Annotated in this window: 8 protein-coding genes; 2 read left to right on the forward strand and 6 right to left on the reverse strand. The window is 71.6% G+C overall.

The genetic code is table 11. The features are described from left to right. Nucleotides 1–78: 78 nt before the first annotated feature. Together ACFVTF_RS07670 and ACFVTF_RS07675 are read right to left on the reverse strand one after the other, a co-directional pair. Complete coding sequence (locus ACFVTF_RS07670; RefSeq protein ID WP_387810485.1) at nt 79–777, reverse strand: hypothetical protein; 699 nt, start codon at nt 775–777, stop codon at nt 79–81. Nucleotides 778–929: 152 nt separating this feature from the next. Next, on the reverse strand, nt 930–1,787 hold the full coding sequence (locus ACFVTF_RS07675) for an alpha/beta fold hydrolase (protein ID WP_387810488.1): 858 nt from the start codon (nt 1,785–1,787) through the stop codon (nt 930–932). 399 nt (nt 1,788–2,186) lie between these two features. Between ACFVTF_RS07675 and ACFVTF_RS07680 the strand changes: the two genes are divergently transcribed. Next, nucleotides 2,187–2,900, forward strand: coding sequence for a TNT domain-containing protein (locus ACFVTF_RS07680; RefSeq protein WP_387810491.1), 714 nt, complete (start codon nt 2,187–2,189; stop codon nt 2,898–2,900). 134 nt (nt 2,901–3,034) lie between these two features. Here ACFVTF_RS07680 and ACFVTF_RS07685 read toward each other — a convergent pair whose 3' ends face one another. Together ACFVTF_RS07685 and ACFVTF_RS07690 are read right to left on the reverse strand one after the other, a co-directional pair. After that, on the reverse strand, nt 3,035–8,725 hold the full coding sequence (locus tag ACFVTF_RS07685) for a hypothetical protein (protein WP_387810494.1): 5,691 nt from the start codon (nt 8,723–8,725) through the stop codon (nt 3,035–3,037). 689 nt (nt 8,726–9,414) lie between these two features. Then, nucleotides 9,415–10,368 carry a hypothetical protein gene (locus ACFVTF_RS07690; protein WP_387810497.1) on the reverse strand — a complete coding sequence of 318 codons (954 nt, stop codon included), beginning with the start codon at nt 10,366–10,368 and terminating at the stop codon, nt 9,415–9,417. A gap of 185 nt (nt 10,369–10,553) precedes the next feature. Between ACFVTF_RS07690 and ACFVTF_RS07695 the strand changes: the two genes are divergently transcribed. Further along, nucleotides 10,554–12,653: a hypothetical protein gene (locus ACFVTF_RS07695; protein WP_387810500.1), complete on the forward strand. Its 2,100-nt coding sequence runs from the start codon at nt 10,554–10,556 to the stop codon at nt 12,651–12,653. A gap of 93 nt (nt 12,654–12,746) precedes the next feature. On the opposite strand, the gene ACFVTF_RS07700 is transcribed toward ACFVTF_RS07695, so the two are convergent. Both ACFVTF_RS07700 and ACFVTF_RS07705 read right to left on the reverse strand, forming a co-directional pair. Continuing rightward, entirely contained in the window at nt 12,747–13,013 is a 267-nt protein-coding gene (locus tag ACFVTF_RS07700; protein ID WP_387810503.1) for a hypothetical protein, read from the reverse strand. A gap of 72 nt (nt 13,014–13,085) precedes the next feature. Further along, nucleotides 13,086–13,508, reverse strand: coding sequence for an LLM class flavin-dependent oxidoreductase (locus ACFVTF_RS07705; RefSeq protein ID WP_387810506.1), 423 nt, complete (start codon nt 13,506–13,508; stop codon nt 13,086–13,088). Nucleotides 13,509–13,524 lie beyond the last annotated feature (16 nt).

Consider the following 13,524-nt stretch of genomic DNA (forward strand, 5'->3'; position numbering starts at 1 on the left):
CCACCGAGCAGGCTCCGCATGTGCCGAAGCACGACAGCCGACACCAAGGCCGCGCGCGGGGCCACCTGCCAAGCGCCGCTAGGAGAAGGACGTGTGCAGGTACCTGACGGTCGGCATCGCGATCAGCCAGGCCGCGACGGCGAGGCCGATGGTCACCGGGAAGGGCCACTGCACCAGCGTGAGGACGACGACACCCATGGCGGTCACCAGAACCATCCCCATGAGCAGGACCGGCGAGCTGTTCCAGAACTCTGGGTTCCGGCCGGGCAGTCCGTAGGCGGTCACCACCGTGCCCACGGCGATCAGCAGCGTGGCTCCCGCCAGACCGAGCCAACCGCGCCAGGACAGGGTCAGGGTGCTCACCTCGTGCCCGTCGTGGGCGATCCGGACCACCATGCCCTTCCAGATCTTCAGGTCCACGGCGGTGCCGGCCTCCACGTGCCGGTAGAGGGACTCGTCGACCTCGTACTTCTGGGCGGAGCCCGCCTCGCGCGCGATGTTCAGGTAGTAGCTGTTCCCGTCGTCGGCGGAGAAGGACAGCCACTTCCTGGTGACCTGGCCGCTCTCCAGCAGCAGGCAGCCGGCGTCCGGCCCGGGCGTCGGAGCGTCGCACACGGGGGCGGTGCGGGAGGCGCCGCGCTCCTCGAAGGTGCCGACGAACAGGACGAAGCCGAGGACGACCAGCGGCAGGCCCGCGAGGACGATCAGGGTGCGCGCGGTACGGGAGTCCCGCCACCGCCGCTTCGGCTTGCTCGGATTCGCCGCCCAGCCGTCCATCGGATCCCCACCCGTCCTACCGCGTCCGTGTGTGACGCACCCCGGTGACCCCCCGGGCCGCACGCCGGATGATGCCAGGGATACCCGGCGGGCGCGAGGGAGTTCACCGGGGGCCCTGCCGGCAGGGCAGCCGCGCCCGCCCGGACGCACGGTCAGCCCCAGAACTCCCGCAGGGCCGCGTTGACGGCGGCGGGCTCCTGGGTGTGCGGGTAGTAACCGGGCACCCGTAGGAGGCGGGCCCCGAGGGAGTCCGTGAGGGACTCGGCCACGGCCATGAGGGGGAGCCCCACGTGCTCGCGGTACACGGCCGGCGCGCGCTCCCAGGTTCCGCAGATCACCAGGGTCGGCAGGGCGGCGCCCCGGACCGCCTCCAACGGGATCTCCGCCTCCCAGACGGGCCGCTCCCCCATGGAGGTGGCGACGGCACGGAGCCGGCGCGACGTGGGCTCGGGCATGGCCATCCCCAACCCCTCGGTGGACTCACGGAGATACTGCTCCGGCGTGACGCCGTCCGGGATTCCCGGGGCGCCGTCGCGCACCCGGTCGAGGAGGTCGGCGACGACTGGGTGGTGTGCGGCGGCAGTGAAGGCGGAGGGCTGGAGGAGGGCGAGGGAGCGGACGAGGTCGGGTCGGCGCGCGGCGGCGATGAGCACGGCGACGGCGCCGTTCCCGTGCCCCACCAGGTGGGCGCCGCCGGGCCCCACGGCCAAGGCCCCGTCGCCGAGAACCTCCACGATGTCCTCGGCGTCGACCTCGAAGTCGCTGCGCGCGGTGTCCGGGCTGTCGCCGTAGCCCCGGCGATCCATCAGGAGGAGCCGCCGGCTGTCCGCGAGGGGCCGCTGCCCGGCGAACCCGTACGCGGAGTCGCTGCCCCAGGTGAAGATGTTGTGGACGAAGAGGACGGGGGCGGCAGCAGCCGCCGGAGTCACAGGGGTCACCGAAGCTGTCGGGGCCCGGCCTCCCCCGACCCGGTCGCGGTCATCCCAGACGGTCACGTGCACGGCTGCCACAGGTCGTCCTCCCGAAGTCAATGACATCAACTCCCTTGAGACTAGACCTCGATCCACGGCCGATGCCCGTGCATGAACCCGCTCTTCACCGACGACTGCGCTCCGACGCTCCAGGCGGAGCGGGAACACCACGCTCCCGCCTTCGGCACTTTCTCCACCGGCGGCCGTCCAGGCCAGGGGCGGCAGTGCGCGTGGCGCCGCAGCGAGCCGAGTATCCGTCAGCGGCATCGGCCGAACGGGTGGGCACCAGTGGCGCCGGACATCTTGTGCGTGCACGAAGGCAAATCGCCGTGCGTAACTGTGCGCGGGTCCGGCGGCCACACGGTCCGCCGTACGAGCCGACGGCCGCAGCCCGCCCGGCCCTTCCCCGCCCCGCACCCCGAACGGAGCCGCCCGCCCATGCGCACCCCCACTCTCGCCGCCCTCTCACTGGCGCTCGCCCTACCCCTGACGGGGCTGGCCGCCACCGGCACCGCCGCCGCCCAGTCCTCCGCCTCCCGGGGGGTTCCGATCACGGAGTGCAAGGACGTCCCCAAGGTCCGCGATGCCGGCGCCGAGAACTACCTCTGCACCCGGAAGGAACTCGGCCCGGTCACCCTGCCGACGGACTCCGTGCTGACCAAGCTGCTGGCGGGCTACGACCGGCTGGGCGGAGTGACGCCGGTGCGCTTCCTGGACTGGTACCGGGACTGGAGGGGGTGGAAGTACCCGGACAACAACGGCTTCGCCGACAACAACGGCACCCTCGACATGGCCGTACAGAGCATGAAGGAGCACCAGAAGCTGGACCGCTTCGGGAACAGCGCCTACGGCTCCTACCTCGCCCCCGGCGGCACGCCGTTCCCCCGGCGCGCCCTTCCGCCGGACTCCCTCAACGGAGGCGAGGACAACTACCACTGCTTCGAGGTGCAGAAGCCGTTCGACGTCCAGCAGGGCCGCATTGCGGGCGCGTTCTCCCAGCCGGGCAACGGGCTCCAGCAGTGGCTCGACCCGACCCTGAAGCCGGGCGACATCCCGGGCACGTACGACGTCGCCGGCCTCATCACCGCCGGGTACCTGACCGAGCACACCGCCGACAAGGACTTCTGCCTGTCGGGCCAGAACGACGCCTGACCCCCACCCCGCCGGACCTGACCGCGCACGCCCGGCAACCGGCAGCCGCCCAGCCCCGCCCTGCTACGCGCTCGGCGGGGCTGCCGCGACAGTCGGCACGGGCCTGTGACCTGCGGCGACACCGGGAAGCACGGCTAGTCGAAGGACGGGCTGACCGAATCGGAGAGCCCGACCGCATCGAGGTCCTTCGCCAGCCAGTTGTAGGCGAGAGCCGTGGCCGGAGTGTCCCCGAACACCCACAGGGCCTCACGGACGACGCTCCGGCTGGACCATGCGGCCGATTCGGGGCGGAGGTGGCGGAAGTCGGCCTGGCCGTCGACGGTCTGGCCGTCGACGGAGCCGGACCACGGCCAGGAGTCGGGCTCGGCAAGGACGTCCTCCACCCGGGTGACATCGACATGCGACGAGGAACCGAGCGGCAACGGGACGACGACCCGCGAGAACGTGGGCCCGAAACCCCAGCCGCGGTCGCTCCCGGCGGGTGGCCAGCTGATCTTGCAGGCGAACCGCACCGGCAGCGCACCGCCGAGGAACATGGTCCGCCGGACGGGAGACAGGTACTGCGCGACGATGTCCTCGTAGATGGAGAGGGCGCCGGAGTAGACCTGTCCGACCAGGTCGATCAGCACCTCCTCGCTGTACGCACTCGAAATGTCGCCCGACATCTGCTCCGGCGGGACGTCCGGTACCGGGTAGGGGCGGTGGATCAATCCGTCACGCGTGATCGGGAGGCTCTGTTCGACGCACCGGTCGCGGAGTTCCGCCAACTGCGACCTCGACACGACCTCGCCGCGCCGGAACCGCAGCAGGACGGCGTCCGGCGCATGGCGGAAGATCTCGTCGATCGTGGAGACGACGTCGGGGATCGGAACGGGACGGTGCGCCCCTGTGCCACGCTGGTCGGTCAACAGCCGGGAGAGACGCCAAGCCTCTTCCAGGCACGCGGCCGGGTTGTCCGGCAGTGGAAAGGCCCTGTGCGCCAGCACCTGCGCCATGCTGCTCTTCACCCAGGACAGCGAGAGCCGCCACGGCCAGGCCGGGACATCGGACGCGACGGTCACCGAACGCATCGAGGTGATCCTCAGCCCGTCCACTTCGCCTCGTTTCAGGTCCGGCGGGGCAGTGGTCTCGAAGAAGCGCTCACGGCCGTCGAAGGCTGCGGGGTCGGCGAACACGAGGCCGAGACTGCTGGAACTCTCGGTGCCCGATCCGACCCCGATCGGGACCCCTCGGCCGGTTCCGTCCGAGCAGCTGAGCAGCGCGCTCGCGCGGCCGACTCCGCCGAGCCAGGCGTCGAGCGTCCCGGACAGGCGCCGGGCGCATTCGAGGGCCTCGGGGTGCGCGACCGTCGATCCGTGCCCGAAGCTCGGGACGGCCTTCTCGGTGATCCATGCGGCCAACCCGGGGTCGACGGCCGTCAGATCGCTCAGCAGAGCCGTCACGCGGTCCCAGGGGCCGCTGGAGACGACGAAGGTCAGAGCGTCCCGCCACCGGTCCCGGCGCTGTGGCGAGAAATCCACGAGCTCCGGCAGTCCGTTGTCCAGGACGTACTGGCCGCCGAAGTACTGTCCCAGCACCGGGAGGGCGAAGGTGAGCGTGCGCTGCCGGTGGACGACCAACCTGGTCCGGACGAGTCGCAGCTGTTCCTCCCTCGTCCCGGCCTCGCCCGCCGGGACGGCGCCACCGGAGTCCAGGGTGAGCCGGCCCAGCCGACCGAGCAGGCTGTACGTGTCGTCACCGAGCCCGGGGGCCCGCGCGAGCGCCCGTTCGACGAGGGCGGCGAGGAACTCCCCCCGTGTGTGGGGTACATCGGAGCCGGCCTTCCGGCAGTCGGCGGCGATCAGCGCGAAGAGCGGCCGGTGCAGTGCGTCGCGGATCTCGGGGTTGGAGTGCCACGCCAGCGCCCGTGGTGCCCCCACCCTGTCGAGGAGGTCGCGGAGTTCGGTGTCCGAGAGAGCGGGCAGGGTGAGACAGTCGGTGCTCTGAAGGAGGCTGTCAGGGCGGCTGGTCGCCAGGACCTTCCGGCCGGACGCGCTGTAGACCCATTCCCGGAGGTCGTCGAGGATCTCCGCCGAGCGCCCGGCACCGAACTCGTCCAGGCCGTCGAGGAAGACCGTCACCTGGTCGTGGTCGCCGGGGAACCGCGCGAGCTGTTCGTCGAGCGCTCGCAGCAGGTCGGACCCGCTCGACTTCACGGTGAGGTGGACCGGCAGCGGCGCACGGGGGTCGTCGACGGCCCGCAGCACCGACGTCCGGTACTCGCGTTCCAGGGCGACGGTCTTCCCCGAGCCGAAGTCGCCCGTCAGGACGGCGACCCTGCGTCCGCTGTGGAATCGCCCGAACTCCGGGCACGCGCCGACGGCGCCGTCCTCGGCCAGCTCCTCCGCCAGTTCGGGTGCCAGCCCCACGGCGATCCAACGCGTCACCAGCCGTCCCCGGCTGGCGGACAGGCCGACGAGGAGTGCGTCCCTCCTGGCCGACACACTCGACGCGTCGTCGCCGGAGACCGCCCGCCGGACGTGGCGCGCAGCGACGGCAGCGTCGCGATCGAGGCCGATCGGACGGGCGAACCCCTCCTCGGGCGAGGGGAGTTCGGACCGGCCGTTCAGCTGTCCGATGACATTCGAGTCGATGTAGTGACCGTTGAACTCGTAGTGGTCCCCCAGGACGATCGTTCCCCCCTGTCCGGGGAACGACAGGATGCCGACCAGTTCGTCGAGGGGAACTCCCGACCATCCGGCCGCGGCGTAGCCGTTCTGTGCGGCGACGAGCGCGGACTTCAGACCCAGTCGCCAAGGGAACTCCGCGACCAGTGACTTGAGGACACGGAGCGCTTCCGGGGTGCATCGGCGAGTCAGCGTCCGGGGGATGGCGTCCCGCCACTCCACGACCTGCTGCTCGACACCGATGGAATGGGCTCCCAGGGGGTAGGCGGCTTCGGTTGCGGCGGACAAGGAGTGCAGCCAGCGGTAGAGCTCGGCCAGTTCGGCCTCTGCCAGCGGTGCTTCGATCCGCTGCCGTGCCGCCTCCGCGGTACAGGCCTCCGCCAGGCCGCGGCTGAACGACTCCGATCTGCCGGTCAGCGTCCGAAGGCGCGGCCACGCCCCGGGAGAGTCCGCGGTCAGCAGCGCCTTGGCCGCCCTGACCGCCAGCTCCGCTCGGACGGGCTCCTGGAAGTCCGCGACCCCCTTCAGCACCTCGGCCACGAGAGCGTGTGCCGACGCGCTTCCCGCCGGCAGCAAGGCTTCGAGCAGCACCGACCAGGTGTCCAGCGCCGCCCTGTCCACCCTGTCGTCACCCGCTGACTGCCCGATCCCCTCGGCCACTGACCGGGCCAGGCCCTCCATCGCACGTGCCAACGGCGTGGACCACTGCGGTTCCAGGAGCCGCAGGTTGCAAGGGTGCTGCCCGTGCTCCAGGTCTGCTCGGACACATCGTTCGACGGTTTCCGCGAAATCGTCCGGCGCGTGCTCGGCGGCGAGGCGCAGCAGCGCCGTCTGCACTTCACGAAGTGCCTCCTCAGGTGCGGTCGGCGGGCTGCACGCGACGGCTGCCATCCATCGGGGCCAGATCTGTTCGGGAACCTCGCCGATTCGGCCTGCCCGGTGCAGGAGGACGAGCGACTGATGGCCCGCCCAGGCCCGCAGGTCCTGCTTGTCCGTCCCGAGCCAGGAATCACGGTGGTCGTGCTCGGCCCGGAGATAGTGCAGCGCGCAGTCCGGAAGCTCGGCAAGCTGCTCGGCGGAGAACAGTGCGGCGCCCGGCCAGTCCTTGATGTCACCGCTGTCGCACGCCTCGGTCCTGCCGCCTTCGGGAGGCACTTGGAGGTTCCACAGCAATTTCCAGAAGCTGTCGGTGTCACCGTTTCGGGCACCGGCGAGTGCCGCATGCTGAAAACCGGACAGTTCGGCGGATGCGCCGGCCGGCTCGGACGCATCGCGTTCGGCTTCGGAATTCATGCGCAGGAACTCCGCCGTCTCACCGGCCAGCGGAACCCCCTCGAAGATCCACTTCAGTCGCGCCCAGGTCGGATCCTCCCGCCGCGCCCAGAGGAGTTCGAAAGCCTTCCGGTCGTCGTGGCGGTAGAGCTGGAACGCGAGGGTCGCGTAGGCTTCCGCGACCTCCGGCTCGCCGGCCCGCACTGCCCGATCGCCCTGGTCCAGGACCCACCCGAAGTCCTCCACCCTCGCCAGACTGCAGACGGACCTACGATCCGGTGCCGACCACCGCGGGCGGGTGAGCTCCCACAGCACCACCACGGACGATCGGCCGTCGCTGAGGCTCTCCCTGACCAGCGCGTCCACGAACGCCAACCGGCGCGACCGGGCCGCGGCGGCATCACAGGCGCCCAACCCGGTGTCGCCCAGCCCGGTGTCGTCCGGCCCGGTGTCGTCCATGGCGCTCGGACAGGAAACCCGCGCATGCCGCCGGAGGCGCCCGGCGACGATCACCGCCGCCTGCGGATAGAGCGCCGCGGCACGCTCGGAGCTCAGCACGCGATCGATGACCGCGTCGACGAACTGCTCCACCGCCGGATCGTCCGAACCGGGGAACCCGGAGTCCCGGGCCACCAGCCGGCCCAGCAGGCCGGCCGCCTGCTCCTCGTCGCAGTCGGCCACCAGAACCCGGAGGAATGCGCGATAGCTGCCGTACAGATGGGTGTTCCGCGGCGGTCGCAACACCCTCAGCACCGTCGCGAGGTCGAGATGACCGGGCCAGAGGCCGGTCAGCAGGACGCCTCGGAGCTCATCGTCCGGATCGACGCGAGCGGCGTACTCGTCATCCTCCAGGGAGCAGAGCAGGGGCCGCAGTTCACTCGCGGCCGTCTCGGGGGCGCAGGCGAACGCCGCGCTCACGGCGAGCCTGCGCTCGGTCGCCGGCCAACGGTCGTCATGGCACAGGGCGAGCAGCGGAGCCACCAGAGCGGGCTCGGCGCAGCCCCGGGCGAGCTGCAGAGCCACCCGTACCCGCGCCCGCATCGGCCAGTCGTCGTCCAGCGCGGTCGGGTCGCCCACCAGGGCCGCACGGAGTTGCTCCCCCAGCCGCGGGTGCAGCAGGCTCCAGCGGGTGAGCTGCCACCGGTTGGCGCTCAACTCCACCTCGGCCGCGTCCTCCAGGAGCCGGGCGACGATCAGCTCGCGCATCGCGTCGGACCGCACCAGCGAGCTGTGGACGGTCACGCTCTCGGGATCCGCGTCGGCCAGCCATCCGACGTGCTCCGGATCAAGGGCGACCAGCCAGGCCGCCGTCTCGCGCAGGGGCGGAGGGATGCGGGCCGCGCTCGCCCCCGGGATGTCGACCAGGAAGAGCGCCTTCAGCTGCCGGCGCGGCAGCCGTCGACGGACCAGGTACGAGGCGGCGAGATAGGCCGACAGCGACGAATGCCGGAACGCGCTGCGTTCGCGGTTGGTCGCGGTGAACAGAGCGGTGTGAAGCACCTCCCGCACCGCCAGCGGGGTGACCTGGAAGCGGTCCCCCGGCGCGGTCTCCTCCTCTCCCCCGGCCACGTCGTCGATCTCCAGGTCGAGCCGGTGCAGCTGATCACGATGCGCGGGCTCGTGCCAGAGCGTCCGTCGTCCCGACAGCAGCATCCGGGCGGCGATCCGGCCGGCGATCTCCACGCGCTGCTTGGGCAACGTCTGCGGTGGGCCCGGGGTGTTGCGTCCGGGGTCGTGTTCGGCGGCCAGCAGCCGGGCACCGCTCGCGAAGAGCCCGTGGGGATCACCGCTCAGGCCGTCGTTCTCCCGGCAGGAACGGACGAGCAGTTCCAGCGTCAGCGGCGCGCTGGCCAGGGCGCCCGCGCCGACCGACACCGCGGCGGTCACCAGGCGCTCGCCGTCCATACCGGTGCTGTCGACCAGGCGCACGGCCTCGGCACGGGACAGTGGTGCGAGGTCGACGAACAGGCAGTCGCTGAAGTGTTCGGTGAGTACGTCGGTCAGTCGCGGGGGCCAGTCGGCGGTCCGACAGGCCAGCAGCATCCGCAGGCCCGTGGTGTCCCTGCCGTTCAGCGACCTCGCCAGGGCTCCGTGCAGGGGGAGCAGCCGGGGGCTCTCGTCCAGCTGGTCCAGCACGATGGTCAGGCGGCGGGCGGCTGCCGCATCCGATGCCGCCGCCGTGCCGTCGCCGCTCCGCCGGGGCTTGCGGGGCAGGCCGTCCAGAATCCGTCCGACCAGCTGCTGGTAGGAGTACTCGGTCAGCTCGGAGCCGTCGACCCAGACGTAGCCGTCCGAGGTCCCCGGATCCGCCGGGTCCAGCGGCGCCAAGTCCTCGACCAGACGCCGCAGCACCGTCGTCTTCCCGCCGCCGGGCTCGCCCAGCAACACCATGACCCCGGCTCCCGCCACTTCCTCCGGCCGCAGCAGGGCCCCCGGGAGCACCTCGCCGTCCACCGGCCGGTATCCCGCCTCCTCGTCCAGGAAGCCGTCGTACCCGAGCGGGAACAGGTCCTCGACCGGATCACTGCCCGCCCGGACCCGGCACAGCCGTTCGGCCTGGACCTGGAACAGACTCCTCAACGATCACCATCCGAGTGGGGCCGCTCCGCACGGCAACCTGCTTGTCTGCCCGTCACCGTCGAGCCCGTGAAGACTCCGTTGAACTCGTAGTGGTCACCGCCGTAGCGGCGGTCACCACCGCTCCGGCCCGCAGGTCGCTCCCGTGCTGTGGCGAACGCGGTGGCGAACGTGGTGGCGAAGGTGTCACCGGTTGGACCGGCCGACTGCCTCGGGGGGAGGCCGGCGATCACGGACGACACCGCGGCGGCGGCAGCAGCCGCCGCTCTCGATCGCGATCCGTCGGCGTCGACGGCCTGTCCGGCATCCTGCGCACGGCCGCCCACCCCGCACACCACCAACGCCTGGCGGGCACGACGCAGGTACGCCAGCACGGACCCCGCGCGCCCGTCGTCGACCGCCACCGCGTCCCGGTGGTCGTCGCTCAACCGTTCGGCCACCTCTCCGGCCACCTCTCCGACCGTCATGTCGAGCGGGGCGCCTCCGGAAACGATCGGCTCGAAGTGGACGGCCGGCCTCCCGGCCAGGAGCACCCCCGGAGCGATCCGGTCGCGCCATCGGCCGTCGGTGAGAGCGGCCGAGGCATCCTGCACCAGGGGCACCGGTGGCTGCCACGGCGGTGGAGAGCCGCCGAGCCCCGCGGAGTACGGGCCCGCCAGTTCGTGATGCACCTCGGTGGCGACGACGACGTCGCCGAGCGCGAGGTCGTCCTCCAGGCAGTTCACGAGGTCGGCGAAGAACAGGGCGGTGGGTTCGGCTTCACCGACACGTTCGGCAATCACCGCGGCGGCCCGGTCGTACCCGCCGACGAGGACGGGCGCGACCCGCCACGAAGTCCCGGCCAGCCGGCCGCACGCCACGAACTCCCGTGCCCCGACCGGCCATCGCTCCACCTCGTCCAGCTGGCCCAGAAGCGCCTGGTACATCACCGGCAGGGTCGTCAGAACGGTCACCGCTCCCGACTGTTCGCCCACCCGTGCACCCTTCGTCACCCTTCCTCCGTTCACCGCAGCGGTCCAGAGCGACCGCTCGGACGACTTTCGAGCTGGCAACTTCCCTGTATACCAGTCTTGTTGATCATCACTGTCGAATCCATGCGTTTACCCGTCGTCACCTCGAAACCCGCTAGCGTCCTGCCATGGCCAACCACCCGGACGCACATCCCGACGAGACGGCGGACGAGGAGTGCGGTGACGGTACCGGTACCTCGTTCGAGGACCTGGCCGACCTCCTGAGCGCCGGCGATCGGACCGGCCCGGTCATCTACGCGCCATACGGAAACATCAACACCGGTGCGGTACACGGCGACCAGCGCGTCCTCAATGGCCATGCGGCTCATCATGAGGACCGTCACGCACACGTCCGCAGCGGCCCGATCCCCCCGGCGGAACTCGCCGACGCGCAATCGGGCTTCGCGGAACCGGACTGGTTCGCCGGCGCCCTGGCGTCACCTGGGGCGCGGCTGTTCTTCCTCACCGGGCGGCCGGGGACGGGACGGCGCACCGCGGCCGTCAATCTGCTGCTCCGCCTGCTTCTCCGCCGCGGTCGGCCGGGCAGCGCGCTGTGGTCCGTCGACGGCGATACGGACCTGTCGTCGTGGCGGCCCCACCGAGGAGAGGCCGGCGGCTACCTGCTGGACGACCGGCAGGCTCCGCGCTCCTTGAGGCTCAGCACCGTTCATCACCTCCAGCAGTCGCTGGAGAGCGCCGACGCCTACCTGGTGATCGTCGTACCCGACAGCCCCGAACTCGTCCGAGGTCTGGAACACCAGCTCCGCGTCGGTCCGCTGAGGCATCAACCACCGGTCCCCGAAGTCGTGTTCGCGACCCGCTTCGCGGCCGCAGTACCGGACCCGGACGAACGCGACCGGCTGCTCAAAGGCCTGGCGCCCGGCCTGCTGGACACAGTGCTCGTCCCGGAACTGGTGCCCGCCGAAGTCGCCGAGTTGGCGACGGCCGTGGCCACCTCGGCCGGGAAGTCCCTGACACTCGGCAGTCTGCACGAGCGGCTGGTCCTCCTCGCCGACAGCGAAGCTCCGCGCATCGTCGCCGAGTTGCGCGCGAACCCGCATGCCCTGGCGTTCCTGCTGGCCGTCTGCGTCTTCGAAGGCCTCGACCACCGGCTCGTCCAGGAACAGGCGGAGCGGCTCCTCGGCATCCTCGACGGCGCCCTTCGGACCGTACCCGGGAACGGCGACGACGGAAGCCCGCAGTTCTACGCCGATCCTCGACTCGCCCTCGCGTGGCCGTGGGAGGAGCTGCTGCACATCGTCCGCGCGGAGCGGATGCCGCCGGAGATCCGCACCGGGCCACCTCACCCCCGGACGCTGGAACCGGTGCGATTCACGCGACACCGGCAGGGCGAAGCGGTCCTACGACATGTCTGGCGCGAGTACAGCGGCCTCGCCGCCGCGCTGACCACATGGCTCGAACACGTCGCCGACACCGCCGAACTGACCGCGGCGGCCGGCCGAGCCCTGGGCCTGGCCGCGGGTTGCGGCCTCGGCCCCCAGGCGTTCCGGCGGATCGGCGCCCTCGCCGCGTCGGAACGCGGCGCCGACCGGGCGATCGCGGCCCACGCCCTGAGTGCAGCGGCCGCCGATCCGGCGCTGGCGGAGCAGGTCGAGTCCCTTCTGAACCGGTTGAGTCGGAGCCATGACCCGCGACGTCGCAGCACCGTGGCCCACGTCTGCGACACCTCCTTCGGACGTTCTCGGCCGGATCGCGCCATGGAGCTCCTTCTACGGGTCGCCCAAGGGCCCGTCGGTGAACCCAGTCTGCTGGTCCAACGCGCCGTCCGCCCCTCCGTGGTGAACCTGTTCACCTCGGGCGGCCAGCCAACGGTTGTGCGGCACCTGGCGAGCCGGCTGCGGCAGAGCGAGGCCGACGCCGAATCGGCCCTGCGCCTCTTTCCGCACCTCCTGGCGGATCTCCTCACCGAGGCGTCCTGGTTCCAGCAGGAAATCCTCGCCGAGGGCGCGTGCATGCGGCCGGTCGTCGAACTGATCCGCCGCAGCCTGGACCACGACGGAGTCTTCGACCTGACCTGTCGGCACCTCGTCCGATGGTGCCGCCTCGCTCCGACCGGTCCCCGGAGCAGGGCCGTGGACATCCTGTTCCGCGAGCTGGCCCGGCACCAAGGACGCGGGACACGACGACTCTCCACCGCCCTCGCCCCGAACAGCGGCCTCCTGTCGGCCGACCCCCGGAGCGATTCCGGGACGCCCCGGGGCACATGACGGCCGCCACCTGCCGTACGCGGCCGGCCGGCGCACGGGAATCCGGCACCGGCCGGCCCTGCAGAGCCCGTCCGGTCAGCCGGACGGCAGCGGTCAGGAGTTGGGGGCGATGGCCAGCGCCTCCCTGGGCTCAGGAATCTCCTCGCGCCGGTCGCCCGCCCAGACGACCGCACGGTACCCGTCCGGCGCGACGCCGGTCTGGCTCTTCTCGAGGAACGTCCTGAGGACCGTCTGCGCCAGTTCGTTCGGCGTCCCCTCCCACTCGTGGAAGCCCACCACCCCGTTGCCCACCGGCGTGGCCCATACGACACGATCGGGCCAGATCTGCTTGCGCTGGATTGCGCTCGTGTAGGTAGCCATGAACGCAATGTAGTCGGGGTGCGTCGCGAAAGGGGCCGGAACCTGACCAATACCGGCCGGCCCTCGGCTCGTTCAGTCGGCGAGGCGGGCGTGAATGCGGAGATAGTCGACGACGTCCTGGACGTCGTCGAGGGGCAGCGGGTAGACGACGAGGCGGCTGAGGCCGAGTGCCGCGTAGCGGCGGTGGGCCTCGCCGTCGACGGGCGTCATGGCGGTGTAGTTGAGTTCGAGGGGGCCCAGCCGGGCGGGGCGTTCGACCTCGTCGGCCGCTCTGCGCAGCCCGGCGAGGTTGGCGGCGAGCTGGTCGGGGCTGTCGCCGGCCCCGAACCAGCCATGGCCGCGGGCGACGGCCCTGCGGTAGGCGGCGGGGCTGTGCCCGCCGATGAGGATGCGCGGGCCGCCGGCCTGTACGGGGCGGGGGTGGGCGTCGAGGTGGTCGAAGGCGACGTGCCTGCCATGGAAGGCGGGTGCGGGCTGGGTCCAGAGGGCGGTCATGGCGTCGAGGACCGCC

Origin of the sequence: Kitasatospora sp. NPDC057940 (assembly GCF_042887425.1) — a bacterium.
GTDB lineage: Bacteria > Actinomycetota > Actinomycetes > Streptomycetales > Streptomycetaceae > Kitasatospora.

Coding starts and splice junctions, on each gene's coding strand:
- ACFVTF_RS07670 (WP_387810485.1), bottom strand. CDS start 777: ATGGACGGCTGGGCGGCGAATCCGAGCAAGCCGAAGCGGCGGTGGCGG.
- ACFVTF_RS07680 (WP_387810491.1), top strand. CDS start 2,187: ATGCGCACCCCCACTCTCGCCGCCCTCTCACTGGCGCTCGCCCTACCC.
- ACFVTF_RS07695 (WP_387810500.1), top strand. CDS start 10,554: ATGGCCAACCACCCGGACGCACATCCCGACGAGACGGCGGACGAGGAG.
- ACFVTF_RS07700 (WP_387810503.1), bottom strand. CDS start 13,013: ATGGCTACCTACACGAGCGCAATCCAGCGCAAGCAGATCTGGCCCGAT.
- ACFVTF_RS07705 (WP_387810506.1), bottom strand. CDS start 13,508: ATGACCGCCCTCTGGACCCAGCCCGCACCCGCCTTCCATGGCAGGCAC.